22 protein-coding genes and 1 riboswitch are annotated in these 26,843 nt (G+C 47.5%); of the genes, 20 read left to right on the forward strand and 2 right to left on the reverse strand.

Going from position 1 to position 26,843, the window contains the following annotated elements; genetic code table 11:
* The first annotated feature begins 393 nt into the window (after window positions 1-393).
* Together DESPCE1_RS0109900 and DESPCE1_RS23995 are read left to right on the forward strand one after the other, a co-directional pair.
* Window positions 394-1,647, forward strand: a complete 1,254-nt coding sequence (locus tag DESPCE1_RS0109900; protein WP_019850377.1) for a glutamate-5-semialdehyde dehydrogenase — start codon at window positions 394-396, stop codon at window positions 1,645-1,647.
* A gap of 128 nt (window positions 1,648-1,775) precedes the next feature.
* Window positions 1,776-1,910 (forward strand): hypothetical protein, encoded by a 135-nt coding sequence (locus DESPCE1_RS23995; RefSeq protein WP_014793865.1) that lies wholly within the window; start codon window positions 1,776-1,778, stop codon window positions 1,908-1,910.
* Between the two features lie 111 nt (window positions 1,911-2,021).
* Here DESPCE1_RS23995 and DESPCE1_RS22520 read toward each other — a convergent pair.
* Window positions 2,022-3,382 (reverse strand): IS3 family transposase gene (locus tag DESPCE1_RS22520; protein ID WP_085938402.1). Its coding sequence is split into 2 segments (ribosomal slippage): window positions 2,022-2,926 and window positions 2,926-3,382, totalling 1,362 coding nucleotides; the frame shifts between segments, so codons are not numbered across the junction.
* A 268-nt stretch (window positions 3,383-3,650) separates the two neighbouring features.
* Between DESPCE1_RS22520 and DESPCE1_RS0109920 the strand changes: the two genes are divergently transcribed.
* From DESPCE1_RS0109920 to DESPCE1_RS0109970, 11 genes are all read left to right on the forward strand, one after another.
* A complete protein-coding gene (locus tag DESPCE1_RS0109920) occupies window positions 3,651-4,802 on the forward strand; it encodes a GAF domain-containing sensor histidine kinase (protein ID WP_014793866.1) in 1,152 nt (383 codons plus the stop codon).
* Window positions 4,802-5,443 (forward strand): response regulator transcription factor, encoded by a 642-nt coding sequence (locus DESPCE1_RS0109925; protein ID WP_014793867.1) that lies wholly within the window; start codon window positions 4,802-4,804, stop codon window positions 5,441-5,443. The genes DESPCE1_RS0109920 and DESPCE1_RS0109925 overlap by 1 nt, the downstream gene beginning before the upstream one ends.
* 123 nt (window positions 5,444-5,566) lie before the next feature.
* Window positions 5,567-8,593 (forward strand): molybdopterin-dependent oxidoreductase, encoded by a 3,027-nt coding sequence (locus tag DESPCE1_RS0109930; RefSeq protein WP_019850378.1) that lies wholly within the window; start codon window positions 5,567-5,569, stop codon window positions 8,591-8,593.
* Complete coding sequence (locus tag DESPCE1_RS0109935; protein ID WP_014793869.1) at window positions 8,593-9,210, forward strand: 4Fe-4S dicluster domain-containing protein; 618 nt, start codon at window positions 8,593-8,595, stop codon at window positions 9,208-9,210. The genes DESPCE1_RS0109930 and DESPCE1_RS0109935 overlap by 1 nt, the downstream gene beginning before the upstream one ends.
* 17 nt (window positions 9,211-9,227) lie before the next feature.
* The gene (nrfD, locus tag DESPCE1_RS0109940; protein WP_019850379.1) at window positions 9,228-10,418 is read left to right on the forward strand and encodes an NrfD/PsrC family molybdoenzyme membrane anchor subunit; all 1,191 of its coding nucleotides are present in this window, start codon (window positions 9,228-9,230) and stop codon (window positions 10,416-10,418) included.
* A gap of 128 nt (window positions 10,419-10,546) precedes the next feature.
* Complete coding sequence (locus DESPCE1_RS0109945) at window positions 10,547-11,239, forward strand: molecular chaperone (protein WP_014793876.1); 693 nt, start codon at window positions 10,547-10,549, stop codon at window positions 11,237-11,239.
* Between the two features lie 35 nt (window positions 11,240-11,274).
* Window positions 11,275-12,441, forward strand: a complete 1,167-nt coding sequence (locus tag DESPCE1_RS0109950) for a 4Fe-4S binding protein (protein WP_014793877.1) — start codon at window positions 11,275-11,277, stop codon at window positions 12,439-12,441.
* Window positions 12,442-12,578: 137 nt separating this feature from the next.
* Window positions 12,579-13,577 carry a hypothetical protein gene (locus DESPCE1_RS0109955; RefSeq protein ID WP_014793878.1) on the forward strand — a complete coding sequence of 333 codons (999 nt, stop codon included), beginning with the start codon at window positions 12,579-12,581 and terminating at the stop codon, window positions 13,575-13,577.
* A gap of 375 nt (window positions 13,578-13,952) precedes the next feature.
* Window positions 13,953-15,758: an FAD-dependent oxidoreductase gene (locus DESPCE1_RS0109960; protein ID WP_019850380.1), complete on the forward strand. Its 1,806-nt coding sequence runs from the start codon at window positions 13,953-13,955 to the stop codon at window positions 15,756-15,758.
* Complete coding sequence (locus DESPCE1_RS0109965) at window positions 15,758-16,675, forward strand: hypothetical protein (RefSeq protein ID WP_242835382.1); 918 nt, start codon at window positions 15,758-15,760, stop codon at window positions 16,673-16,675. The genes DESPCE1_RS0109960 and DESPCE1_RS0109965 overlap by 1 nt, the downstream gene beginning before the upstream one ends.
* A 214-nt stretch (window positions 16,676-16,889) precedes the next feature.
* Window positions 16,890-17,918 (forward strand): 3-deoxy-7-phosphoheptulonate synthase, encoded by a 1,029-nt coding sequence (locus DESPCE1_RS0109970; protein ID WP_028305528.1) that lies wholly within the window; start codon window positions 16,890-16,892, stop codon window positions 17,916-17,918.
* 12 nt (window positions 17,919-17,930) lie between these two features.
* Here DESPCE1_RS0109970 and DESPCE1_RS0109975 read toward each other — a convergent pair whose 3' ends face one another.
* On the reverse strand, window positions 17,931-18,599 hold the full coding sequence (locus tag DESPCE1_RS0109975; RefSeq protein WP_019850382.1) for a LysM peptidoglycan-binding domain-containing protein: 669 nt from the start codon (window positions 18,597-18,599) through the stop codon (window positions 17,931-17,933).
* 159 nt (window positions 18,600-18,758) lie between these two features.
* A riboswitch (TPP riboswitch) is annotated at window positions 18,759-18,871 on the forward strand.
* Between the two features lie 68 nt (window positions 18,872-18,939).
* On the opposite strand from DESPCE1_RS0109975, the gene thiC reads away from it, so the two are divergent.
* The 7 genes from thiC to DESPCE1_RS0110010 all read left to right on the forward strand — a co-directional run bounded on the left by thiC (window position 18,940) and on the right by DESPCE1_RS0110010 (window position 26,842).
* Complete coding sequence (thiC, locus tag DESPCE1_RS0109980; protein ID WP_019850383.1) at window positions 18,940-20,238, forward strand: phosphomethylpyrimidine synthase ThiC; 1,299 nt, start codon at window positions 18,940-18,942, stop codon at window positions 20,236-20,238.
* A gap of 44 nt (window positions 20,239-20,282) precedes the next feature.
* Window positions 20,283-21,086, forward strand: coding sequence for a hydroxyethylthiazole kinase (gene thiM / locus DESPCE1_RS0109985; RefSeq protein ID WP_019850384.1), 804 nt, complete (start codon window positions 20,283-20,285; stop codon window positions 21,084-21,086).
* Window positions 21,077-21,718 carry a thiamine phosphate synthase gene (gene thiE / locus DESPCE1_RS0109990; RefSeq protein WP_014793884.1) on the forward strand — a complete coding sequence of 214 codons (642 nt, stop codon included), beginning with the start codon at window positions 21,077-21,079 and terminating at the stop codon, window positions 21,716-21,718. Before thiM ends, thiE begins: the two co-directional genes overlap by 10 nt.
* A gap of 17 nt (window positions 21,719-21,735) precedes the next feature.
* A complete protein-coding gene (gene thiD / locus DESPCE1_RS0109995; RefSeq protein ID WP_019850385.1) occupies window positions 21,736-22,524 on the forward strand; it encodes a bifunctional hydroxymethylpyrimidine kinase/phosphomethylpyrimidine kinase in 789 nt (262 codons plus the stop codon).
* A gap of 150 nt (window positions 22,525-22,674) precedes the next feature.
* Window positions 22,675-23,469 carry an alpha/beta fold hydrolase gene (locus DESPCE1_RS0110000; protein ID WP_019850386.1) on the forward strand — a complete coding sequence of 265 codons (795 nt, stop codon included), beginning with the start codon at window positions 22,675-22,677 and terminating at the stop codon, window positions 23,467-23,469.
* 197 nt (window positions 23,470-23,666) lie between these two features.
* The gene (locus tag DESPCE1_RS0110005; RefSeq protein WP_019850387.1) at window positions 23,667-25,409 is read left to right on the forward strand and encodes an ABC transporter ATP-binding protein; all 1,743 of its coding nucleotides are present in this window, start codon (window positions 23,667-23,669) and stop codon (window positions 25,407-25,409) included.
* 311 nt (window positions 25,410-25,720) lie between these two features.
* Complete coding sequence (locus DESPCE1_RS0110010; protein ID WP_019850388.1) at window positions 25,721-26,842, forward strand: 6-phosphofructokinase; 1,122 nt, start codon at window positions 25,721-25,723, stop codon at window positions 26,840-26,842.
* Window position 26,843 lies beyond the last annotated feature (1 nt).

The raw sequence follows: 26,843 nt of genomic DNA on the forward strand, positions 1-26,843 counted from the left end.
TCTCGCATCGAGCTACTAAAATCTGAAAAGCGCCTTAGGTCAGACGGCCTACCCTACAACGCATTGCTGAAGCATGAAAAAGCAGCCCAAGGATTTTGATTTCAGGCAGAGAACGGATTTAAGCGAGCAGGCAAGCAATCTTCGCGAAAAGACTGCAGCGGAGTCGGGTTGGAAACAGGACGTTTCCAACCGCCCATTGAGCAGGAGCGATTTGGGCGGGCACCCGACGGAGCGGAAGTCTTGAGCGATTAGATTGCTCCGCGCAGCTTATGGAGTGAACGCCGAAAGCAAAATCCTGGAGATTTAGCTTGTGAGTCTTTTTCAGGGTGACAAAGCTTGGGAAGCAACCTATCGACGAAATAGTTAAATTCAGATTGAAAGGAGACGATTAGAATGGATTTTGCACCGGAACTGCTGACAATCGGTCAAAGAGCTAAGGATGCCGCTCGTAAGCTGGCTTATACCGGCACCGCCGCCAAGAATAAGGCTCTTCTGGCTATGGCGGAGGCCTTGCTGAGCCATGAACAAGAGATTTTAGAAGCCAATCAAAAGGATGTGGAGAGGGCCATTCAAAAGGGAACCAAAAAATCCTTAGTTAATCGTTTGGCTTTGACCTCTGAAGGGATTCGCCAAATGAGTGATTCCCTTAAAGAAGTGGTCAATTTAGGGGACCCGGTAGGGGAAGGGGAGTTTTGGACCCGTCCCAACGGTTTGCGCATTCAGCGTACCCGTGTTCCCTTAGGTGTGGTGGCGATGATCTATGAAGCCCGTCCCAATGTAACGGTAGATGCGGCGGCTCTCTGCCTGAAGTCCGGCAATGCGGTCATTCTCCGGGGAGGCTCCGAAGCCATTGAGAGCAATAAGGTTTTAAGCAGGGTGATCTCTGCAGCGGCGGAAAGCCAGGGTATGCCGGCGGCCTGCATTCAACTTCTGGAGAATACGGATCGGCAATGGGTTCAGCAGCTCATGAAAATGAACGGGTATGTGGATGTCATCATACCGCGGGGAGGTGCAGGACTCATTCAGACCGTGGTTAAAGAATCCACAGTCCCCGTCATTGAGACCGGTACCGGAGTATGTCATGCTTTTGTAGACCGGGAAGCCGATCTAGCTAAAGGGGTCAGCATTGTCTTCAATGCCAAAACCCAAAAACCCGGGGTATGCAACGCCTTGGAGACCGTGCTGGTGGATGAAGCGGTAGCTTCAGAATTTCTGCCTCTGCTGGGGGAGAAATTCCAAGATTATGGGGTGGAAATAAGGGGCTGTGAAAAGACCTGTGCCATTCTCCCTTACGCCACTAAAGCCACGGAAGAGGATTGGGGAACAGAGTATCTGGATCTCATCATCAGTGCCAAAGTGGTCAAAGATGTGGATGAAGCGATGGACCATATTTATCACTATGGGACCAGGCATTCAGAAACCATCGTCACCGAGAACTACACCACGGCCCAGCGGTTCCTGCATGAGGTGGATGCTGCAGCTGTTTATGTCAATGCCTCCACTCGCTTCACCGACGGCGGACGCTTCGGCTTTGGAGCAGAGATCGGTATCAGCACCCAGAAGCTTCATGCCCGGGGACCCATGGGGCTGCAAGCATTAACCACCATGAAATATATGATTTATGGTGAAGATCAGATTGTAACTTAAATCAACATTAATTGCCATGGAGACTCTTACCATGGGTTCAATTCCCTAAATAATAAAACATAGACTCATCCATACTAGTTTTAGAGTTTCGTATGGGTGTCTTGTCTATTGATTAAGGAGGAATTGAAATGGATAAGAGAATCCTGGAAAGCGTTAAAGAGTTCTACAAAAATGTTAAAGGGCAAGAATTCTTCCCGGATATAATTCCGTACATGGAATATTCACCCGATGAGCAAGAGTACAAGAATCATTTTAATTTCTAAGTTTAAGACTTGTCTTAAGTTTTGTCTTCTAGCTCTAAAAGGGGCGTGTGAAAACTCAGTCATAAAAACGCTTGGAATGAAGTGACCCCATAAAGTTAGACAGGTTTATTATTAGGCAACCTGTTGGGCATGAGTTCGGTATTGTACCGGACTCATGCCTTTTAATTTTGACTTAATTCGTTTGTTGTTGTAGTAATCTATATAGTTAGCAAGTTCTTGCTTAAAGTGTTCAACACTTTTAAACTCTTTTAAATAAAGAAGTTCCGATTTCATAATACCAAAGAAATTTTCAATAATAGCGTTATCGTAGCAGTTGCCTTTACGAGACATACTCTGTGTAATACCACGTTCTTGAAGGGCATGGCTATATTGCTTCATTTGATAGTGCCACCCTTGATCAGAGTGAATCAAGAGCCCGTTCCTATCCGTTAACCGTTCAAATGCTTGATCTAGCATCGTAGAAACGAGGGTATAGACTGGCCTCGAACCGATTGTATAAGTAATAACTTCACCATTAAATAGATCCAGCATCGGGGACAAATATAATTTATCTCCAAATAATTTAAACTCCGTTATATCCGTAACCCATTTCTCATTTGGCCTTTCAGCATTAAAGTTGCGTTCTAAAATATTAGGTGCAATCTTACCCACTGTCCCTTTGTACGAGCGATATTTCTTCATACGAACAAGGCATTTTAAGCCTAATTCATTCATGATACGTTGAATTTTTTTATGATTGACCTTTTGTCCTTGGTTCTCTAATTCATCTTTAATTCGACGGTACCCATAACGGCCTTCATGATCGTCATAAATTGTTTGAATCAATACTTTCAGTTCTGCATCTGGATTAGAACGATCCAGATTTTTGACCCAATAATAATATGTGCTACGCGCAATATCCGCAAGCTGGAGAAGTGCTTTCACCGAAAATTCTTGCCTTAATTCATAGACTACTTGAACTTTGTCTTGTTTGGTGATTTTTTCTTGTTTTGAACTAAGGCATTCAACTTTTTTAGATAGGCGTTCTCCATACGTAAACGTTCATTTTCCAGCTGTAATGCCTTTATTGATCCTTCGGCCGGAGTCTCATTTTTTTCTATATTATTATTTCTTTTTTTCATGGGTGGACGCCCCTTTTTCTTTAGTTCAAGGGCGTCTAATCCCTGCGTTTCTAGTTGTCGCTTCCATTTTAATATCGTGGAAGGTGCAGGGATGTTAAAGATTGCAGCCGTTTGTTTGATAGACGTCCCTTGTTTGTTCATATAGTTAAGTACGTCTAGTTTATATTCTAAAGTATACGATGTATAGTTCTTTTCAAAAGCTTTTTCTCCATGAAATTGATACTGTTTAATCCATGTCTGAAGATTGGAATTATGCACCCCGATAGATGCTGAGATTTCTCGTTGACTTTCTTTACCATATAAATAGCGTTTTACAGCTTTTAATTTCTCTTCAACTGTAAATTTGGCCATAAAGAAAAGCACCTCCAACTGTTAGTGGATGTCTAACAATTGGGGTGCAGTTCAGAATCGAGAGATTTCAAGCGTTTTTAGCGCATTATAAAATAAATATTCTTCCCCAAACATCTCTTTTGCATGACCGGCAGATTGCTTGACCCCGCTCTGTCGGTCATGCATTTTTTAAAGCTGCGCAGAATAAAAGTGTCATGTTTTTCACTACAGAAATTTTTGGCCTAAAGGGTATAATGGAACCAAGTTTATAATAGGGGGGGGCACCCATTTGTTTATATCTAAGTTGGATTTTTGGCGTGCTTTAACCAATAAGGTGGTCAGCCAGGCCGGAGCGGACGTCTTTATGGATGTCCTTCAGGAAATTATCGCTTTTTTTGCAGCCGATCAGGGTTATATTTATCTGTTTAACAGCAATGACCAACTTCTCCCCTTAGCTTGTTATCCCCAGGAAATCACTGAGGTGAGATTAAGTGAAAACCTTCGAAGGTATATCAGTAACCTGAATCAGGTCACTATCTATACGGACGATACGGTGTGCACGGATCAAGGGTGTCAACAGGAAATAATGGCCATGGGGTATGCGACCCTTGCCTTTGCTCCGATTTGGAAACAGGATAAGGTTACCGGCTTTATGCTCCTGGCCTGGAAGGAAAGCCACCGGTTTAAACGCGATGATGACGATTTGCTCTATACCATCGGAAACCTGCTGGGCATCGGTTTATTCAACGCGCATTTGATCGGCGGGATGCAGATCCGGGAAGATGAACTGCAAACCATGTGCCGGGCCCTGCTGAAAGCCAAAGAAGAAGAAGCAAAGCGAATCTCCCGGGAATTGCATGACGAGGTGGGGCAGGATCTGACAACCATCGTTTTGCGGCTGAAAATGATCCAGGGCCAGAACGATGTGGAAATCATCCATGACGATGTGAAGGATTTGCTCTTTATGGTGCGGGAGACCCTGGCTGACGTGCAGCGGATTGCCATGAACCTCCGGCCTTCGGCTTTAGACAATCTGGGTTTGCTGCCGGCGATTAATTGGCAGTTGGATCAGTTCCGGGCCGACAATCAAGTGGAGATCGCCTTTCATCATCCCCCTAAATTAGAGCAGCTTACTGAAGAGCAGGAATTATTGCTCTACCGTGTGCTGCTGGAGATTCTGACCAATATATCCCGCCATGCCCAAGCAACCAAGGTGAACATTTGTCTGCAGCAGGCAGAGGACCTTTTGACTCTGCAGGTAGATGACGATGGCATCGGCTTTGATCTGGAGGGCAGCAATACCTTGGGATTAGGACTGATGGGCATGAAAGAACGAATTAAGGAACAGAACGGAACCTTCCTGCTGGACAGCAAGATTGGCAAAGGAACCACGGTGACAGTGGCTGTTCCCATGAAGAACCCGGGAGGAATGAAGGTGTAATGGAAAAGATCCGTCTTTTGCTGGTTGATGATCATACTCTGCTGCGCCGGGCCTTATCTGCCCTTTTGCAAGGTGAAGAGCACCTTACGGTGGTGGGTGAGGCCGGCAGCGGCGAAGAAGCCGTTGTGCTGGCCGGGCAGCTCCAGCCGGATATTATTCTGATGGATATCACACTGCCGGATATGGATGGACTGGAAGCCACCCGGCAAATTCGCTGTCAATATGAAGGAATTAAGATCATTGCCCTGACCATGCATGTGGAGGAAGAATACCTGCTGCAGTTTTTAGCGGCAGGCGGCAACGGCTACCTGCATAAATCCACAGCCGATCTGGAACTGCTACAGGCTATTGAACGGGTCATAGCCGGAGAAATTTATCTCGGGCCAACCGGAGTGCAGGTGCTGGCCAACCGCCAGTACGTCCGCCCCCGGGAAGGGGATGTGGACCCGGAAGTGCTTTCCATGCGGGAGCGCCAGGTGCTGGTGCTGGTAGCGGCCGGCTGCACCAGCGCGGAGATCGCCAAAAAACTGTTCTTATCTCCCAGCACCATTGATACTTACCGCAACCGCATCGCCAATAAGCTGAATTTGGAAAGCCGTTCCCAGTGGGTGGAATATGTGGCCAGGCACCGCCTGGATTAATGTGTAGAGGAAATCTCCACAGGATATCGCGGATTTTTGGTTATTATGATCTTACCTTTTCTTGACAGACATTTCACATGCCTTCCCGTACAATCAGGGTGCAGGCAAAAGGAGGAGAACCCATTGGCTACAAAACAGCTGCCGCCGCAACTGGAAGAAACTGCAGAGTCTTCCCATATCACCTTAGTCGTCTCCCATCCCTGGCTGCAGGAAGCCTTTATGCGTTTGCTTCAGGATGCGGGGATTACCGTATCCGTGATGGCGGCGCCAGAGGAACTGCTGGAGGGCGTGGATGAGACTGTGGATATCGTGATGGTCGATGTCATGGCTTATCAGAGCCAGTACCGGCAGTTGTTCGAGATGATGAGACAAAAACATCCGGGGCTTTTGATCATTGCCCTGTTATCCGAACATACAGCTTACCATGCAAGCAACGTAGCCGGGGCCGGAGCCAATGGGATTGTTATCAAAGAGAATGCGGATACTGAATTGCTGTCGGCCTTATACAGCACACTGTCAGGATCCCGTATTACGAAAATCTCCTCCCGATTGCTGAATGCTGTAAAGAAGTGTGAAGCCATGCAAGAAGAGGAGGTAGCCAAATTGATCGAAAAGAAAGAGCTGGAAGAAAAAGATGATGGAGGTCTATTGGGGAGTAAGTTTGGCAGAAGAAGTTTCTTAAAAGGTACGGCCGCGGCCGCGGCAATGGTTGGTGTTACCACATCCGTGCCAGGAGGGCTGACCAATATGTTAAGCCCCGTCTCGGCCCAAGCCAGCGAAAATCCGGAAGAAAAGGTTTACGCAGTAAGCTGCCGCAGCAATTGTTTTTCCGGCTGCCATTTGAATGCCACCGTCCGCAACGGAAAACTAGTGAAAACGGAAATGAGAGAATTTCCAGATCCCGAGTACAGCCGTGCTTGTTTAAAAGGACTGTCTCACGTCCAACGGGTTTATGATCCGGATCGTTTAAAAAAGCCAATGAGACGCGCGGGTAAACGGGGTGAAGGCCAGTGGGAAGAAATATCCTGGGATGAAGCTATTAATGAAATCTGTACCAAGTGGAAAGCCATTCGCAGCCAATACGGGGACAGTGCGGTTTCCTTTGCCAGTTTGTCCGGTTGTTTTGGCATCAACTCGTGGTATAGCTACCAGCCTCTGATGAATTTAATGAACGCTTCTTCATTTGCGCACAATGTAGACGCGGCCTATGCTTATACAGCCTTTACTGTATTTGGTTTAGGCCCTTTCAATTGCGGCAATGAAACCAAAGATATTAAAAATGCCCGGAGTATTATCGTCTGGGGGTCTAACCCGGCGGAAGCTCAGATCCAGAGCTGGCATTTTTTTGCTGAAGCCATCGATAATGGGGCGACGATGATCGTCATTGATCCGAATTATACAATTACCGCATCAAAAGCGAAACATTTTGTGCCCGTCAACCCGGCGACCGACGGTATCTTGGCGATGGCGATGATCAATTTGATCATCGAAGAGGATTGGGTGGATTGGGATTTTGTAAAGAAATCCAGTGTCGGACCTTTTTGGGTGATCGAATCGGAAGATAAGGATTTGGATGGTTTATTTTTACGTACATCCCATTTCCGTCCTTTGCAGGAGGGAGAAGAAGATACCATCCTGGTTCGTGACGCCAACGGAAATTTTGCCTCACCCCAGAGTATTTCCGATCCCGTGGTCGAGGGTGCCGAGCATATCGAACTATTGAAAGACGGCGTTAAGATAGCCGTTAAGGTTGAGACGGCCTATGCCAAGCTTAAAAAAGCCATTGCAGCCTACACACTGGCTGATGCTGTGAAAGCTTGCGGTGTCGATGAAGCTATGATTCGGGAAATTACCCGGATTTATGCAACCCAAGGACCTTCGATTATTTATAACGGCTACGGCCCCGACCATTATACCAATGGGCATCAGGCGGTTTTTGCCATCACCGCTCTGGCCATTCTTACCGGCAATGCCGGCAAAAAAGGCGCCTTTGCCGGGAACCCTGGCAATGCGGCCCTGTTTCTTAACTATGGAGCCGCAGTCCCTGATGGAATCGCCACCAAATCTCCGGTAATCAATAGTATTGTTGGACCGGATACCATAAAAAACAAAAAATATGGAGATATCCCCGTGGATGTGAAAAGCCTCTACGTCAGCTGCGGTAACATGATCGGCAATTGGCCGGATCGCAACGCCTGGCTGGAAGCCTTTGAACAGTTGGAGCTGGTTGTGGTCGCCGACATGACCATGTCGGATACCGCCATGTACGCAGATATCGTGCTTCCGGTTTGCCATTGGTTCGAGATGTCCGACATTCTCACGACGGTTACCCAACATCCCTATATGCTGCTGTCTGAGAAGGCCATCGAACCCCTGTATGAGAGTAAAACCGATTGGGATATCATTGCTCTCCTGGGACGCGGTATGGGATATGAAAAATATTTTAATAAGACCGGAGATGAATTTGTAAAAGAATTCGTGTTTGGCGCTCCCCAATCCATGAGGGCTCTAGGTGTTCCTGAGAATGTCACTTGGGACAATTTAATGAAGGAGAAGGCCCTGCGGGTTTTACCTGGGGACAATTATATTCATGGTGAAAACGGTGTCTTTCCCACGGCCCATGGCCGCGCGCAATTCTATCTGGAACGTCCCTATCCCATCGGCGGTTTTTATGGGCAGGAAGTGGATTTGGTGAAAGAACGCCTTCCCTATTGGGAACCGGCTACAGAAGTATTTGCAGATAATCCCCTTAAGGAAAAATACCCCCTTTCTTTGATTCAGGGCCACAGCCGTTTTCGGACGCATACCCAGTGGGGATTGGGCGTTCCCTGGCTGAATGAACTGATTACCAAACACTCCGAGAAAGAACCCAGTGTTCAGCTGAATCCCTTGGATGCAAGAGCGCGGGGTCTCCAGGAGGGTGATCTTGTCAAGCTTTATAATGACCGGGGATATGTAGTAGTAAAAGCCATTTTAAATGACGGCATCCGGCCTGGGACGCTCCTCATGTATAAAGGCTGGCAAAGAGATCAATTCATTGAAGGGCACTATCAGAATTTGACCCTTAGCAAGGCCCATGGTTTTTGCGCGAATTCCCCCTATTTTGATGTGCTTGTCGAAGTGGAATTGTACAAAGGAGGGAAGCACTGATGCGTTATGGAATGGCCATTGATTTAAAGCGCTGTATCGGCTGTCACACCTGCTCCGTAGCTTGCAAGCAGGCCAATAATTTGCCGAACCATATTTGGTGGAACCGGGTGCTGACCATGGGCGGGGAAAGTATCGATACGGCGGAAGGCTCTTATCCCAATGTAAAAATGCAGTATTTAACGGTAAACTGCCAGCATTGTGAAAACCCGCCCTGCACCAAGGCCTGCCCGGTAGGTGCTACGTATAAAAGAAAAGAAGACGGCATTGTCATCCAGGATTATGACAAATGCATCGGTTGCCGGATGTGCATGGTGGCTTGCCCTTATAATGCCCGCAGCTTTAACTGGAGCAAACCGGAGTATTATGTGGACCACGCCGTGGGAGATATTGACGCCCCGGCCCATCAATACAATGTGGTGGAAAAATGCACCTTCTGTGTGCACCGGATTGCCAAAGGAGAAAAACCCGCCTGTATGGTGTATTGTCCGGGCCGCGCCCGCTACTGGGGAGATCTCGATGATCCGAACAGCGAAGTAAGCAAGGCCATCCAAGGCCGCAGCTACGTCAAATTGCTCGAAGAAAAGGGTACCAAACCCTCCACCTTCTATTTAACCTAGGAAAGGGGCGAAACTACATGAGTGCAAAAGAGCAACGCAAGATCTTTACCCAACCCCTGTTTATCATCTTCGCCCTGCTTACAGCAATCGGCCTCGTCTGCTGGTTCCTGCAGCTGACCAAAGGGCTGCAGCTTACTCATCTGAACAACTACAACACCTGGGGCCTCTACATCATCGGCTTCATGATCTTCACCGGCATCGCGGCCGGCTCGCTGATCATCGCTTCCTCGGCCTATCTTTTTCCGGCCATGGCGGAATACAAGCCCTATACCCGGATCGCCGCTTTTGTGGGAGCGATCGGCAGCGTGGTAGCCGCCGGGCTCTTTATCATCGTGGACATCGGCAACCCGGAGCGGGCCTGGCATATCATCACCAGCGCCAATATCGCTTCCCCCATGTTCTGGGACACCGTGATCCTGGGCACCTATGTGATCCTAGGTATTTTCTATACCCGCCAGCTCATGGCGGTACACGCGGGACAGAAAGAAGAAAAATCTCTGAAAGCGATTTCCATCGTATCCTTTATTGCCGGGCTCTCCGTCATGGTGACCTCCTTTGTCTTTGCCCTGCAGGTAGCGAGACCGTTGTGGAACAACCCGGCGGAGCCGGTGTCGTTCTTAGCCGCTGCTTTGGTTGTCGCCTTAGCCCTCTTACTCATCATCTTTGCCATACTGAATAAAAGCGGCTATATCGACATAAGCTTGGAAAAGCTTAACAAGCTCGGTAAACTGGCCGCGGTATTCCTGTTCTTTGAGCTATTTGTTGTCCTCGGGGAAACCGCCATCGGCTTGTATGCCGGAACAGGGGAAGAAGCGGAGATCATCCATTGGCTGGTAACCGGAGAAGGGGCGCCGTTTTTCTGGATAGAGCTGATAGCGATCCTCGCCGGACTGGTGCTTCTGTTAAGCAGGAAGTCAGGAGCCTTAATCTTAGGTTCAGCAGCAGCGATCTTGGCTGTCTTTATGATCAAGTACAATCTCCTTCAGGCCCAGCTTTTGAATCCGCTGATCACTTATGCGGGGCCCCCCGGATACGGCGGCGGAGAAGGGGTCTATCTGCCCTCTTTCATTGAGATTGGCGTGGCTGTGGGCATTATCTCCCTGGGGGGACTGCTGGTGATGATTGGGTTGGATAAACTCAGCCTGGGGATAAAATCCGGTCTGAACATGTCCGGCTTAGAGCGCGGAATTAAGTCCAAACAGGCCTAAACTTTTTCTGTTTGAGGAACGCAATTTTCAGCGTTCCTCTTTGTCGTGATTTTTCACTACAGAACCTTTCCAGAATTGGGAGTATAATTATGTTAAGAATAAAAGGTGAACAGCGTTAGGAGGAAATTATGCAAAAAACAACTCAACAGGAAATGCAAACGGCGATCGCAGCCTCGGATCTCTATCAACTGCTGGCGATGTGGCTGCAGCTGCCAACCAGGGAAATTGCGGCAGGTTTGTTGAATGGAAGTCTAGCCGAGGATGTCCTGGCTATTTTTGATGAACTGGGATTTCCTGCTCACCTGCAGAAAGGTTTGAAGTCGGTATTTTCACAAATTCAGGAGGAGAGCAAAAGTCAGGAAGAGCTCTTTTCTGATTTGCGGAAAGAGTATACCCGCTTGTTCACCCACCCGAAGCAGCCCCAGATCCATATTTATGAATCCCTCTTTCTCTTTAATCCGGAAGGAGACGAGGCAAGGCCATCCCTATTCATCAGCCCGGCGGCTTTGGATGCGGAACGCTGTTATAAAAAAGCAGGCGTGGCCCGTGCCAAGGAAGTCAACGAACCCGGCGATCATATGGCAACAGAGATGGAATTCATGATGTTTCTTTATCTGCAGAAAGCTAAAGCCTTGCAGGAAGGCGACCGGACTGAAGTTGAGCGGAGAGGGAAAGAAATACAGGAGTTTTACGAGATCCATTTGCAGAAATGGGCGAAAGAATTTTTTGCCCGCTGTAGCACCTTGAGTGAGCATCCCTTTTTTAAGACGGTGGGCGAAATCGGAAGTATTTTTATGAAAGAAATGTTGCCGGCTCATTAAAGCGGTTTGCGTACGGACTGCAGAGGAGGCAGAATATGAGTATGATATTTAGCAAGGGCGCTTATATAGACATTGAAGAGAAGCGATGTTTGAATCTGAGGCACCAGGAGGTTGAGTGCAGCCATTGCCTGGGGCATTGCCCGGCGGAGGCTATTGTTTACAGCGAGGGTCATATTTATTTGGACAAAGATCGATGCAGCGGCTGCGGGTTATGCTTCAGCGATTGCCCCACCGAGGTCTTCCGCTCCAAACAATGGGATGAAAGCACGATCATCCGAGATATTGAAGACGAAGGATGGAAAGTTACCGAGTTTTTCTGCGGCAGGCATACCGCACCGTACAAAATGGATAAGGCGAAGGACCGGGGAGCCGTCCAACTGCCGGCTTGCCTCAGTGCTGTTTCCAAAGGGGCCTGGTATGAAGCGGGCCTGAAAACGGAAATAGAAATCCACCTGGACCAATGCAAAGACTGTCCTCTGGCCAAAACCATTCCGCGTTTGGAGTACAATGCCGGTATAACCGCGGAATGGCTGGAGGCCTCAGGAGAATCCCCAGCTTTCAGCTATATCCGCTTAAGCGGTCAGGGTAAAACCAAAAAGAGCTTGTTGGCCATTGAAACCGGTTTAAAGGTTACCTCCCGGCGTGATTTATTCGTATCCTTAATCAATAAAGGACAGCGGTTGGCGGGGAAAGGGACCGGCGGAACAAACACCTTCCCGGAGGAACACGATAAGAACATGCGCAACAGCTGTCTGCCGGGTTGGCAGCGGCGTCTTGGCGAAGTGCTGCAGCAAAACAGCAGCAATAAAGACAGCGCCCATCCGGCCTACTGGCCCACCATCAAAATCAATGAGCAATGTGTGAACTGCGGGATGTGCAGCCGTTTCTGCCCTTCCGGAACCTTGCAGATCACAGTTAAAGAAGGTGAGTGCAATCACCTGTTTACCAGCGGCTTCTGCCTGGACTGCCGGATCTGTCAATTGTTCTGTCCCCGGGGGGCTATAAGCAGGGACCGGGAAAAAGTCAAAAGGCCTTTTGAAGTGTTGTCCATCGCCAATAATTCAAACACGACTTGCCAGATTTGCGGGTCTGCAACCGCTCATCGCGGCAAGAATTTATGTTATTGGTGCGAGCAGGAGGCTGCCAGCGATCAGGAGCTAAAGAGTTCTTTCCGAAAAATGTTCTCAATAACGAACAATTAAATGAACCAACCCGTCCTCTGTGTTTGGTTGTTTCAGAAATAGTGCAGTATAGTCAAACTAAATGGATGATATGGCTCTCCTTCGGAGAAACTAGGAAAGTTGTTAAAACTATGCCGTTTTTGAGGAGTACTGCAGCCATGACAGGTTCAACACTCACCATTCTGCTTAGCTTTGGGACAGGGATTTTGTCCCTGGTAGGGCTTATGTCCATCTTTATCTCCATGAACAGTCAACACAATGTGCAGCGCAGCCGGGAGATCCTCTGGACCTTGGCTGCCCTGCCCTATGAGAGGAATTTATTTCATGAGAAAGGCTCGATTGGCAAGGAAGTCTTTCGCCACTTCATTATCTATGAACAAATTATCAATCAAAAGCATGGTTTTTCCAAGATTATCATTCAATTTGCACAATATGCCCTGGGGTTTTGCATCCTTATCTGGACCACTATGGGCTTTAGTCTGATGTTCTCGGAGCGCCCTCTTTTTGAAAAGATATTCATCTTCAGTGGCTGGCTTTTGACAGTTTCCTTTACCCTTTACTTTATCCTGAAAATCTTTGAGGAACTTAAAAGTACCAGTAAGGTAGGACGCCTGCCTGCTGTAGAAGAAATCGTGGATGCCGATCGTGTCAACTCAGGGATAAGCGTGGTGACATTAGCCGCCATCTCTTCCTGTATTCGCATGGTGGATTCAAGGGTCTATTTAGGTTTTCCGCTACCTTTTAAAAACCTACGCATCAATCTTTCCTTTTTCGATTCCAAAGAGGGGGGCCTTCCCGACATTGGTTCCCGTCTGACCTTTAAAGAGTGCATGGAAAGCTATACACCCCTCGACCCGGAGAAGTTTGAAATCTTGGAAGATGACTACTGCTGGTATCTGATCAAGATTCTTGATCATCATAAAAACGGACACAAAGATAGTTTGATTACTCTGGAGGTTCTAAGCCTGCAGGGCTTGGTGACCGTTGAGTTCTATATCGAAGAGTTCTCTGGCCAAAAGAATACCAGCTTAAATATTTACCCCTATTCTTTTGAAGAGCGCTTTATTAATCGGGTAAGCACCTTAGATCCCTTTAGCATTAATCAAATTAAGAGTAGTACAGAAGTGAAGGAAGAAGTGAACTCTTGCTTGAATTAATGGATTTGCTATCAAACAATGTAGAAAAGAAAATTATTATAAACTAATCCCACATATATTGTGTGAAACTTGTAACTAATTAGGGTTGACTTTTCTATAACTCCTGGTGTATGGTCATTAATGTAAATCTTCGTGTTAATAAAAATTTCCAGATAGTAAAAATCTCCCCTAAGCACCTCAAGATCAATTATTTTTAAACTCAAATATTAAAACGCGACGACAATCCTCAGCATCGTATGTGAAAATAAAATCAATCACTAGTTCCCGTCGGAGATAAGCTAAGGCTTATTCTATTAAACTTTATCTAAAGGAAGGTGGTGCTGGAGGTAAAGGACGTAACAGCGGGTACCTAAAAAATATAAGGGAGGCTTAAGAATGTCTAAGGAAAAGAAAGAAGAACTGAAAAGGGAAAAACTTTCGCGTAGAGATTTCTTAAAGAACGCGGGTATTATGACTGCGGGTACGGCCGTAGGTGCCGGCTTCCTGCTCTCGGGCTGCAGCCAGGGAACACAAGGGGAAACTGCAAAACCTCAAGCTGCTGAAGCAAAGCCCTGGCTACCGGAAAAATGGGATAAGGAAACGGATGTCGTCGTTGTAGGTACTGGCTGCGGTCTAGCTGCTGCTATTGAAGCAAAAAATGCCGGATCAGATGTTATCGTCCTTGAAAAAAATGATTGGGCCGGCGGACTGTATAAAACGGCAGGGGGTCACGCCATCCTTGGTGGGACACGGATTCAGAAGGAAGGAGGAATACAGGATAGCCTGGAAGATTGGTTTGAAGATGAAATGAAAGCCAGCGGATACCGTGGGGTACCTGAGCTGATTCGTACTTATGTAGAAAGAGGACCGGAACTTATCGAATGGATGGAATCCATGGGCTTTAAATGGTACGCCACTGTGGGGAATTCTAGTCCGGAAGTTCATCGTGTCAATCGTTCCCACTATCCGGCAGCCAATCCGGAGGTATACGATGCTAAAGCCAACAATCCCATGAGTTTTGGCTTGGCCTGGACCACAGTCTGGGAAAAAAAGCTTCAGGAAATGGGTGTTCCTATCCTTTTCAAACACCGGATGAGGAAGGTTTACCGGGAACCCGGTGGTCCGGTTCTGGGGGTATCCGTAGAAACTCCGGAAGGCATGATTGCTATTAAAGCCCGTAAAGGCGTCATACTTTGTACAGGAACCTGGACGGACAACTACCGCATGGCTCAGGCTTGGGACCCACGGGTCGTGGGACCGGATTGCTTTGGGGACGGAGGTACCCCGGCCGACGGAACACTGTTTGTCGACAGTGCCGGTGACGGTCATTTCGCAGCTGCTGAGATTGGGGCCGGCTTCAGCGATATGTCCTTTACTTCATACATCTATCTCTTCTATGGTTCTCGTTCATACTGGGGTTGGGAACCGCCCGATTTCAAAACAGCAGCTTATTACGCCGATGGAAAGGGAATTTCGCGTTCTGCCGCCTTCTTTGAGCGGGTTATTTTGGTAAAAAACGATGGTTCCCGTTATATTAATGAAATAGAGGGAGCGAAGAAAGCTGACCCGGCCAAAGGTGAAGCCGGCGGTCTGAACGAAAACCCTGAATGGCCCTACACAGCCAAATACCTTAGCCTGCCCCAGCCTCGAAATGTTTGGGCGATAGCCGACTCTGACAGTGCTGCAGCCTTGAAATGGCCAATTGAGGACTTGAAGAATCCGAACCCCAAGAAGGGGCTTATGTTTGATCCGGCCTGCATCGCTATCGCCGACAGTATTCCCGAATTGGCGGAAAAAATGGGTATTCCAGTTGCGGAATTGGAGAAAACCATCAACCGTTACAATGGTTTCGTCGATGCAGGCAAGGATGAGGATTTTGGCAAAACCACTCTATTCAAGATTGCCAAACCGCCTTTCTACGGGCTGAAAGCCTCCTTGATCCGTCACACCCAACGCAATGGTATCCGTGTTAATACCAAATCCCAAGTCATTGAACAGGCCGACCAACTTGCTGGATACAAAGGCAAAGCAATTGATGGAAGCATTTCCATTGACCAGGAAAAAGTCATTCCTCATCTCTATGCCGCAGGTGAGTTAGGGAATGCCATGGGCTGGAGACGTCCACACGGTTCCTTGGGGAACTATGCCACCGTCGCCCGCATTGCTGGGGAGAATGCGGCCAAGGAGACGTCATGGGGGTAATGGCACATCAAGTAATTCTTGAGATTGTTGAGGCTCCCTTTACGGCAATAAATCCAGGAGCTTTTATTATTATAAAAGCCAGAGTGACTTGTCCTATGCGATGCAATTTTAAGGCCGATAAAGTCCGAATCATTAACCATGATGGAAAGGTGATTAAAGAAGCTCCACTGGTTATCCCTATGGGCACGGCCTTTGAAACGGATCCGATAGTCCTTAAAGCGCCGATCTTGGCAGGAAGCTTTACCTGGAAGGCTTGTTATTACGAGCAAGAGAAAGAAGGAATCACCCACCTGGAGACTTCGGTTCCTGTTTCCTTTACAGTAAAGCCCCTTCACATGACCGGCATAGCCATCTGGGATGTGCCCTCACCCGTAGTGGCCAAGGAAACTATGAAATTCAAGGTTGGGGTGAAATGCTCTGCGGATTGCCGGCTCACCGGTCAAGTGATCAAAGTCTATAATCACAAAAACAGGGAAGTGGCTACAGCAAAACTTGGCGATAAACCTTGGGCGGAAACTCAAGCACTCTATTGGACAGAGGTGAAATTACTGGCCCCTGATCAAGCAGGCAGCTACAATTGGCAGGTAAAATTTCCTGAGCAGGATAGGGAGACCCCACACCTGGAGACAGAGTCCTCCTTTAGTTTCAGAGTGGCGAACCCGCCTGAATGTACCGTAAATGTAAAAGTAATGGACGGGAAGGATAGGACCCCTATTCAAGGAGCTGCCGTAATACTTCACCCTTACAAGGGGGAGACGGATGAACAAGGAAAAGCCTGTTTTGAGATAACAAAAGGGGAATATCAGCTTTATGTAGGCGGGCTAAATTCCTATGAAAGCTGGCAAAGCAAAATAATTGTCCAGCAAAGCACATATATGGAAGTAGAGCTGGAGAGTTCAAACTTTATGGGAGATTAGGAAGATAGAGGAAAGAAAGTTACATAACAAAGCAGGCCTTTGAAAAATAGTTTAAGGCCTGCTTTGTTTTAGGAATCATACCAGCTATTATAGAAAAAATAAATTTAAAAGAATTGTTATATACAAGGTGTTTTTTCTTGCGATTCTTATAGAATAAACCTATACTTGTAATTATATCAGTTTTCTATATAGAGGATAATAGGGGTGGAGAACTATGAGTATGAATTTTATCAAAAAATTACCGCCGGCGGAAGAAATTATTGCCCACTTGCCTTTGAGCAAGGAGGTTACTGAACTCCGGGATAAACGAGTGGAAGAGATGAGAAAGATCCTGACCAATGAAGATCAACGATTCATGTTGATTATTGGTCCTTGCTCCGCAGATCATGAGGATCCCGTTTGTGAGTATATTGAACGATTAGCCAAAGTGCAGGAAAAGGTCAAAGATGCCATCCTGATCGTGCCCAGGATCTATACCAATAAGCCACGCACCACAGGAGAAGGCTATAAAGGAATGGTTCATCAGCCGGATCCGGAAAAAGCACCGGATATGTGTGAAGGTATTAAAGCCATTCGCCGCTTGCATATTCGCGCCGTATCGGAATTTGGGATGCCGGCTGCTGATGAGATGCTCTATCCGGAGAACTATAGTTATCTCGCAGATGTCTTAGGGTATGTTGCCATCGGAGCCCGTTCCGTCGAAAACCAACAGCATCGCCTCACGGTCAGTGGCGTTGAACTTCCGGTGGGGATGAAAAACCCCACCAGCGGCGATATTACCGTCATGTTTAATTCATTAATTGCTGCCCAAAGCGACCATTCCTTCATCTATAATGGGTGGGAAGTTGAAACCACGGGGAATCCATATGCTCATGCCATTTTAAGGGGAGCAGTAAATGCTAACGGGGAAAATATCCCCAATTACCATTTTGAAAATCTCATTCAGACTGCCCAGGAGTATGAGCGACTCGAATTAGCCAATCCAGCCATTATCGTGGATGTGAATCATGCCAACTCCATGAAGCGCTATTACGAACAGCCGCGTATTTCCCGGGAGGTACTGCTCAGTCGCAAGTACGATTCCTTGCTGAAGAAAATGATCAAAGGCTTGATGATCGAGAGCTATCTGGAGGAAGGCCGGCAGGGCATCGGGGAAAATATCTATGGGAAATCCATTACAGATGCTTGCTTAGGTTGGGAAAGTACGGAGAAATTAATTTATTTTATAGCTGAGAATGTTTAACCACCGCAATGTTTAGCCACCGCAATGTTTAGCCAGACTATCCCGGAACAGGCGGAGATGATGTTCTTCATCCTTGATAATACGTGCTAAGAGCGCTTGGATGTAGGGATCCTGAATCTGCTGAATATGGTTCCGGTAATTGTGGATGGCTGCTTCCTCGGCCTGGATATCGGCGCGCAGCTGGGCACAAAAATCAAAATCGTGATAACTCACATAGAGAGGGGTCCAAGGCTGCTGGCAGCCATCCCAATAGCGGGCATTTCCTCCTAAGAGCAGAATCGTTTCTCCTAACATCTCCAGATGCTTCATCTCAATGATGCTTATCCCTTCTTGCAGAGCAGCAACCTCGCTCCAAGCGGGGTGAGTATCCATCTGCATATGATGATGGACATACTGCATTATAGCGGTAAGCTCGCTGACTTGGCCGGCATAATCGTCATACAGGAGCTGGGCATAGTATGGGTTTTCGCCTAACACTTTAATTTCAGGATAAGGTTCATCCACACGGTATTTCTCATAGGACTGGGGGCGGGACTTGTCAGGAAGTTTGATGACTTGACCTGGAAAAATGAGAGTAGGGTTTTGTATCTGGGGATTAGCTTGTTGCAGCTCTTCTAAGGATAGACCATGTTTTTGCCCTATGAGGTAGAAAGAGTCCCCGGGTTGAACGGTATAGTCCATTCGCATTCCCTCCATTAGTATTCCGTAGGTAACACATCCGAGTTTGATCCTAATTATTAATGCCTATGTCAGGAATTTAAGCATTATAACTGTTGGCCATAGACGGCGCTCTTTTAATGTCTTATGACTTGTGCTATACTTTAACTAGAATTACAACTGCATAATCACTAGGGGGGCCGAATAAGGTCGGCTGAGATAAAGGACCGAAGAATCCTTTGACCCTTAACCTGATCTGGGTAATGCCAGCGTAGGGAAGGTGGACAATAACATGCGTTTATTAGAATACAGACCTACCTGGGTCTGTATTTTTTTTATTTTACATAAGAAAGGTGTGGTTTAATTGACACAATTGGAAGAAGCAAGAAAAGGAAATGTTACTCCGGAAATGGCCAAGGCGGCTGAATTGGAGGGAATTACGGGGGAGGAACTGAGGCAAAAAATCGCCATAGGTGAAGCGGTTTTACCCTGCAACATCAACCACAAGGGTCTTCAGCCTATCGCTGTCGGTAAGGGCTTATCTACGAAAGTAAATGCCAACATCGGAACTTCCGACACCTATCCGGAGTTAGCCAATGAAATGAGAAAATTGGATGTTGCTCTGGCGGCTGGTGCACATTCCATCATGGATTTAAGTACAGGCGGAGATATCGATGAAGTCAGAAGAACCATTATCCGGCACTGTCCGGTCATGGTTGGAACGGTTCCTTTATACCAGGTCATGGTGGATACGCATCAGACCGGCCGGGGCTTAGTGGAAATGACGGATGAGGAAATATTCGCCGGGATAGAAAAACATTGCCAGGATGGAGCGGATTTTATTACGGTTCACTGTGGGGTAACCTTAGAGGTCATTCAGGAGCTCAAAGAGCAGGGACGGGTGATGGATATTGTTTCCCGGGGAGGTTCTTTTATCACCGCTTGGATGCTGCATCATAAGAAACAAAACCCGCTTTTTGAGCAGTACGATCGTCTGTTAAACATTGCATTAAAGTATGATGTTACTTTGAGTTTGGGAGATGGCCTGCGGCCAGGTTGTTTAGCAGACGCCACAGACGGTCCCCAAATCAAAGAACTGATCACTTTGGGGGGCTTGGTCAAACGGGCCCAGGAAGCAGGAGTACAGGTTATGGTGGAAGGCCCCGGACATGTTCCCTTAGATCAAATTAAAGCAAATATGCAGTTGGAAAAAACCCTCTGCCATAATGCCCCTTTCTATGTCTTAGGCCCTTTGGTTACCGATGTGGCTCCGGGATATGACCATATTACATCTGCCATTGGGGGAGCTATCGCGGCTTCCAGCGGTGCGGACTTCCTCTGTTATGTAACCCCTGCTGAACATCTTGGCTTGCCCACGGAAGAGGATGTTAAGGAAGGGGTCATTGCCGCCCGTATCGCGGCTCATGCAGCAGACCTGGTTAAGGGGGTTAAAGGGGCTTGGGAATGGGATCTGGAAATGGCTAAAGCCCGCAAGGCTCTGGATTGGACAAAACAAATCGAGCTTTCCATCGATCCGGAAAAAGCGGGGCGAATGCGAAAGGAAAAAAATGAAGACAACCAGGAACGCTGCACTATGTGCGGCAAGTTCTGCGCCTATCAATTAATCAGCGACTATATGGGAACCCCTTTTAAAGGATGTTAAAACGATCTCTTGAAAATCAATCTTAATGAAAGAAGGAGAGAGTTATGAAAGAAAAGTTGATAGAAGCTCTTCAAGCCGTCAAACAAAAAACTCCCTTGGTCCATGCTATTACCAATGTTGTTACAGTCAATGACTGTGCCAATAGTTTGCTGGCCATTGGAGCATCCCCTGCCATGTGCGAAGCAGTGGATGAGGTGTTTGAATTCAGTCAGATTGCCAGTTCCCTGTATCTGAATTTCGGAACGTTTACCCAGGAACAGGAAATGGCAGTCTATCTGGCCACCCGGGGAGCGGATTTAAAAGGGATTCCGGTGATCCTTGATCCCGTAGCCTGCGGCGCCATTCCCCGTAAAAAAGTGACGATTGAAAGATTGCGCCATTTTGGCCGGTTTACGGTTATTAAAGGAAATTTGGGCGAGATAAAGGCTTTGGCCGGGCTGGAAGCCAGGGTCAGAGGGGTGGATTCTCTTGATGAAGGAAAGGATGGTCTGGAAGCTTGTCAAAGTCTGGCCAGAGCGTACGGGTGCGTAGTAGCCGCTACGGGCAAGGTGGATATCATTACTGACGGAAAAAATTCCTGTTTTATTGAAAATGGAACCGAGATGCTGACCCGGATTACTGGGGCAGGCTGTATGGCGGGGGCGTTGGTGGCTGGTTTCTGTGGGGCTTATGAAGATGCTTTCTGGGCAACGGCAGCGGCCTTGATGACCATGTCTCTGGCGGGAGAATTGGCCCAGGAAACATCCGGTGGGGGACTGCCGGGAACTTTCCGGGCTCACCTGATTGATCAAATCAGCCTGGTGGATGGGGAACTGATGGAGAAAAGAGGGCGGGCGCAATGGCTGTAGATTATAGCCTTTATTTGGTCACGGACCGAATTTTAGTAGGGTCGAAAGATTTTTTACTGTCCCTTAGAAAAGCTTTGGAGGGTGGAGTGACCTTGCTCCAACTGCGGGAAAAGGAGGCGAATTCTCGGGATTTTTATGAAATTGGGTTAAAAGTAAAAGAGATGGCAGCTGAGTTCCGGGTACCTCTGATCATCAATGATCGGGTGGATCTGGCCCTGGCCCTGGATGCCGATGGGGTGCATATAGGTCAAAAGGATCTCCCTATCGAAGTGGTCCGAAACATGATCGGCTCCGACAAAATCCTCGGCTATTCTGTTTCCAGCCTGGAAGAAGCACTCTGGGGGGAGAGGCTGGGAGCGGATTATCTGGGGGCCGGCCCGGTCTTTCCGACAGGGAGTAAAAAGGATGCTTCAGAGGCAATCGGTTTAGCAACCCTTAAAAAAATCAAAGACAGTGTCAATCTTCCGGTTGTCGGCATCGGCGGCATCGGACCGGCAAACCTCAAGGAAGTGAAAGAGACAGGGATTGACGGCATCTCCATAATTTCAGCAATTCTAAGTCAGGAGGATCCTTATGCTGCCGCAAAGGGTTTGGGGGATTTATGGAAGAGCAGGGAGATCAATGAATATTGAAAAGAGGAGGGATCGGGTTGAAAAATCTTTTAACCATTGCCGGCTCGGACTCTAGCGGCGGAGCGGGTATCCAAGCGGATTTGAAGACTTTTTCTGCCTTAGGGGTTTATGGGATGAGCGTCATAACCGCGGTGACCGCTCAAAATACTCTGGGGGTGGATGAGGTCGCCGAGATAGGACGGGATATGGTTAAAGCTCAAATCGACGCAGTTTTCAGGGATATCCCGGTGCATGCCGTAAAAATAGGAATGGTGTCCAATCCGGAGATCATCGAACAAATCGCCTTATCATTGAAAGAATGGAAGGCCTCCAATATTGTCGTCGATCCGGTGATGATCTCTAAAAGCGGTTACTCTCTTCTAAAACCGGAGGCTGTGGCAACTCTGAAGCAGGAATTGATCCCCATGGCCCGGGTCATTACGCCTAACCTGCCTGAAGCCTGCTGCCTGCTGGATATTGAAGCCTTAGCTGAGGAGGGTATGGAGCTTGCTGCTCGGGAGCTCCATCAATTAGGGCCGGATAGTGTTCTTATTAAAGGAGGACATTTAAAAAGAGCTGCCAACGACCTTCTTTTTGACGGAGAGGATTTTTCCTGGTTTAAGGCACCCCATTTAAACCAAAAGCATACCCATGGCACCGGATGTACCCTTTCATCAGCCATTGCGGCTCATTTAGCCTTGGGCTATGATCTGAAAACAACTGTACAAAAATCAAAAGATTATCTTTTTGGAGCCATCGAGCACGCCCTTCCCTTGGGGCATGGTGTTGGGCCGGTGCACCATTTTTATCGAATAGCTTATCGGTAGACTGGAAGGATCATCACCATAAAGCCTACAGACCAAAGTCCGATTTTGGACCGAGGTCTGTTTTTTATTGACTTGGTGTTATCCGCTTTGTTTGCGGATAGAATAGGAGTGAATCCTTGATTTTATATTTCCGGTAGATGAGGTAAGCCAATGCCTATAGTAACTCTCTCCGATGGAAAGCTCCATTACTTGGATCGTGGAACAGGTAAGCCCCTTGTCTTTATTCATGGACTTGGAGCGAACCTGAGCTTCCATGACCCGCAAATTGAGGTTTTCAGTCGGACTCACCGGGTCATTTGCCCTGAGTTACGGGGCAATGCCCGGTCCAGCAAACTCACCGGCCCTATCCACAAGATCCTGGACATCCAGTGTCAGGATGTTGCAGCCTTAATGGAGCATTTGGGTATTGAGCGAAGCGTTTTGGCGGGCACGTCTTACGGCGGTGTCTTATGTTTTAACTTTGTTCTTCGTTATCCTGAGAAGGTTTCCGGGTTGATCATTGGGGATGCTCTGGGAGACACTCAAATAAGCAGCTTCAGGGAAGCTCTTCTTATGTTCGTGCAATACATAGGGCTATGGGGGCTTTACCTCCCCAAGCCCTTGCTGATTTCTATGGTGAAGTATCAATACAAACAATGGCCTTATGCACGGGACCATGTGGTGAACTTTGTCAGAGGTATGCGACGGACAGAATTTCTGCTTCAGCTTTTGGCAATGAATCGAATTGATTTTTCTCCTTATCTTAAGCAAGTAAGTTGCCCTGCCTTGGGAATTGTAGGAGAGCAAAATAAAGTGGGGGTGGGCTGGATGAAAAGTGCTATGAAGGAAATTCCTCACTCTTCCCTGGAAATCGTTCCTCATTCCTTGGATCCTACGAATCTGTGTCAGCCCGAACGATACAACTATTTAGTGAAAGAATTTCTGGAAAGACTGAACTATATATAAATGAGAGGGAAAGCTATCCATCTTCCTATGTCGTAATAAAATTATAGAATGATAACATTTATCATTTGGCTAGCGGAGATTTTTGTGCTAGGATAATTATGTCAGCGGTTTTGGAGGTTTATTGCCAGACCAGGGGAGCTGTACCAGGATTCTTTTCTAGATACGACAACGATTAGCAGAAAGAGTGGAGTTTCGAAGTGACTATTTTTAAGCGTTTTATCAGCTACTACAAGCCCTACCGAGTGCTTTTTTACACGGATATGCTGTGTGCAATCATCGTATCCGCCATTGATTTGTCCTTTCCCATGATTCTAAGCTATTTGATCAACAGGGTATTTACTCAGGGTCGGGAAGTTATTCTGGACACAATCCTTGCGGTGGGTATAGCCCTATTGGCTATGTACATCATCAAATATTTTTGTCAGTTTTTTATCGTTTCCTACGGACATATCATGGGTGCAAAAATGGAAACGGATATGCGGCGGGATCTGTTCACCCATCTGCAGAAATTATCCTTCTCCTATTATGACAAACGCAATACGGGAGAGCTTATGTCCCGGCTGGTTGCGGATTTATTCGATATCTCGGAGTTAGCTCACCACGGACCCGAGAATCTCTTTATATCGATTTTAAAAATTGTCGGTTCCTTTGTTATCTTAATGACCCTTAATGTCCAAATGACTCTTGCACTCTCGATTGTAACCCTTATTATTATTGTTTTCAGCCTCTATAAAAATAAAGTAATGCAGCCCATCTTCAGTGATAACCGTGTCAAAATCGCCAAGGTGAATTCCAGTGTTCAAGATAGTCTGGCGGGAATTCGGGTGGTCCAATCCTTTGCCAATGAGGGGATCGAGAAGAAGAAATTTGCCCGAAGCAATGAAGCTTTCCTCGAATCAAAAACAGGAGCCTATAAGGTCATGGGCGGGTTCCACGCCTGGAACTCCTTCTTTGAAGGGCTGCTCTACATCGTGGTGGTCGTCACAGGGGGCATTCATATTGCCAACGGGACCTTAAGGGCTTCTGATCTGGCGGTGTATATTCTTTACATCAATATCTTTATTAATCCGATTGATGTTTTGATCAACTTTACGGAGCAATTCCAGAAGGGTTACGCGGGCTTTAAGCGCTTTGTAGAGGTTCTGGAGACCCACCCGGATATTAAAGATGAACCTGGGGCAAGACCTTTAACCCAGGTCAAAGGGGATATTGAGTATCAGAATGTCTCCTTCCGCTATGATGAGGAGGAATCCCATGTTCTCAATCAGGTCAGTCTGAAGATCAAAGCAGGTGAAACCATTGCCTTGGTAGGTCCTTCCGGCGGTGGGAAAACCACTCTGTGTTCCTTATTGCCGAGATTTTACGAAGTGACTTCCGGAACCATAACCATCGATGGTCAGGATATTCGTAAGGTGACTCTGGCCTCCCTGCGCAATGCCATCGGGGTAGTCCAACAGGATGTTTACCTGTTTGATGGAAGCATTAAGCAAAATATCGCCTATGGTAAAGCGGGAGCCACCGATGAAGAAATCATTGAGGCAGCGAAAAAGGCCAATATCCATGAGTTTATTACATCTCTTGAAGAGGGTTATGACACCTATGTCGGTGAGCGGGGAGTAAGACTTTCCGGCGGTCAAAAACAGCGACTGTCCATTGCCCGGGTTTTCTTAAAGAATCCTCCCATCTTGATACTGGATGAAGCCACCTCAGCCTTGGATAATGAGAGTGAACGCTATATTCAAAAATCTCTGGAGGAGCTGGCTCAGAACCGGACCACGATTGTTATTGCTCACCGTTTGAGCACGATTCGCAATGCCGATGAAATTATCGTGATCACAGATGAGGGAATTAAAGAAAGAGGAAATCACCAGGAACTCCTAGAAATAGATGGAATATATGGCCATTACTATAGAATGCAATTTGAGGGATTGGAAGAATGATTCCTCTGCACGATGTTTGCTCGGGTCGTGTAGCTTTACGCACAACGCTCACTCCATAGCTCCAGGGCTAGTCAACTCGCTTTCTTAACAGTCGAGCCAAACCCCTGGGTAGTACCTGATGTGAACCGGTGGCTCGTCTAAGTTAAGAAAGCCTCGCTGACCTAGACCGCCCCTCCGCTAAATTCGTTCGCTCTTGTGCGTAAAGCTACGCTTGGAGGTCTTTTTAGCACTTCTTTTTTTCAGAGTGGAAATTAGTTATTGCAGCTGAAGCAAAGTTTAAACTAAAAAAATAAGAGAGCGGGGAATATAAGATGGAAGATATCGGAGGAGAGCAGCGGTATGACCAATCTCCAGTCAAGAAGCTTGCCATTTTAACAGGGGGCGGAGACTGCCCTGGGTTGAATGCGGTGATTCGTGCCGCTGTAAAAACAGCTTGCCATCGTGGCATAGAGGTTGTGGGGATTCAGGATGGTTTTCGGGGGGCTGTGGAAGGGGATTTCCGCCCCTTAGGACCTAAGGATGTCTCCGGTATTTTACCCCGGGGAGGAACTATTTTGGGAACCACCAACCGGGATAATCCTTTTGCCTATCCCACACGGGTCGGAGAAGAGCGGCAGACCCAGGATCGTTCCGATGAAGTGATGGAGAGGTTCAAAGCGGAAGGAATTGATGCCCTCATCGCTATCGGAGGAGACGGAAGCTTAAGTATCGCTTTGGAGTTTGCCAAAAAAGGGCTTAATGTGGTAGGTGTTCCCAAAACCATCGACAATGATCTGATGTGCACGGATTTGACCTTCGGCTTTCAGACCGCTGTGGCCACTGCACAGGATGCTTTGGACCGGCTCCATACGACAGCCGAATCTCACCATCGCATCATGATTTTAGAGGTCATGGGACGATATGCCGGTTGGATCGCTCTCTATGCCGGGGTGGCAGGGGGAGCGGATGTCATCTTAATTCCGGAAATTCCTTATCAGCTTGAGAGTATCGCCAAAGCTGTCCAGGGACGAGCCCGTCTGGGGAAACACTTCAGCATCATTGTAGTGGCTGAAGGTGCGAAACCTCACGGGGGAGAAATGGTTGTGGAACGCACTATGCCTGGGAGAACGGACCCTATTAAATTGGGTGGAATCGGGGCAAAGCTGGCAGCGGATTTAGAGAAGATCACCGATATGGAGACCCGGGTAACTGTGCTGGGGCATTTGCAGCGGGGAGGTTCTCCCATCGCTGTGGATCGGGTACTGTCCACACGCTACGGGGTGGCTGCCGTCGAAGCCGCTTTGGATGGTGATTTTAGCATGATGGTGGCATTGCAGGGACAAGATATCGTTAGAGTGCCTATGGCAGAAGCCGTTCATAAGCTCAAGAAGGTGGAGATTGACGACCCTGTCTTAAAAGCTGCACGAAGCATGGGTATCGAATTTGGCGATTAAA

It is taken from the genome of Desulfitobacterium sp. PCE1, from assembly GCF_000384015.1.
Taxonomy (GTDB): Bacteria; Bacillota; Desulfitobacteriia; order Desulfitobacteriales; family Desulfitobacteriaceae; genus Desulfitobacterium; species Desulfitobacterium dehalogenans.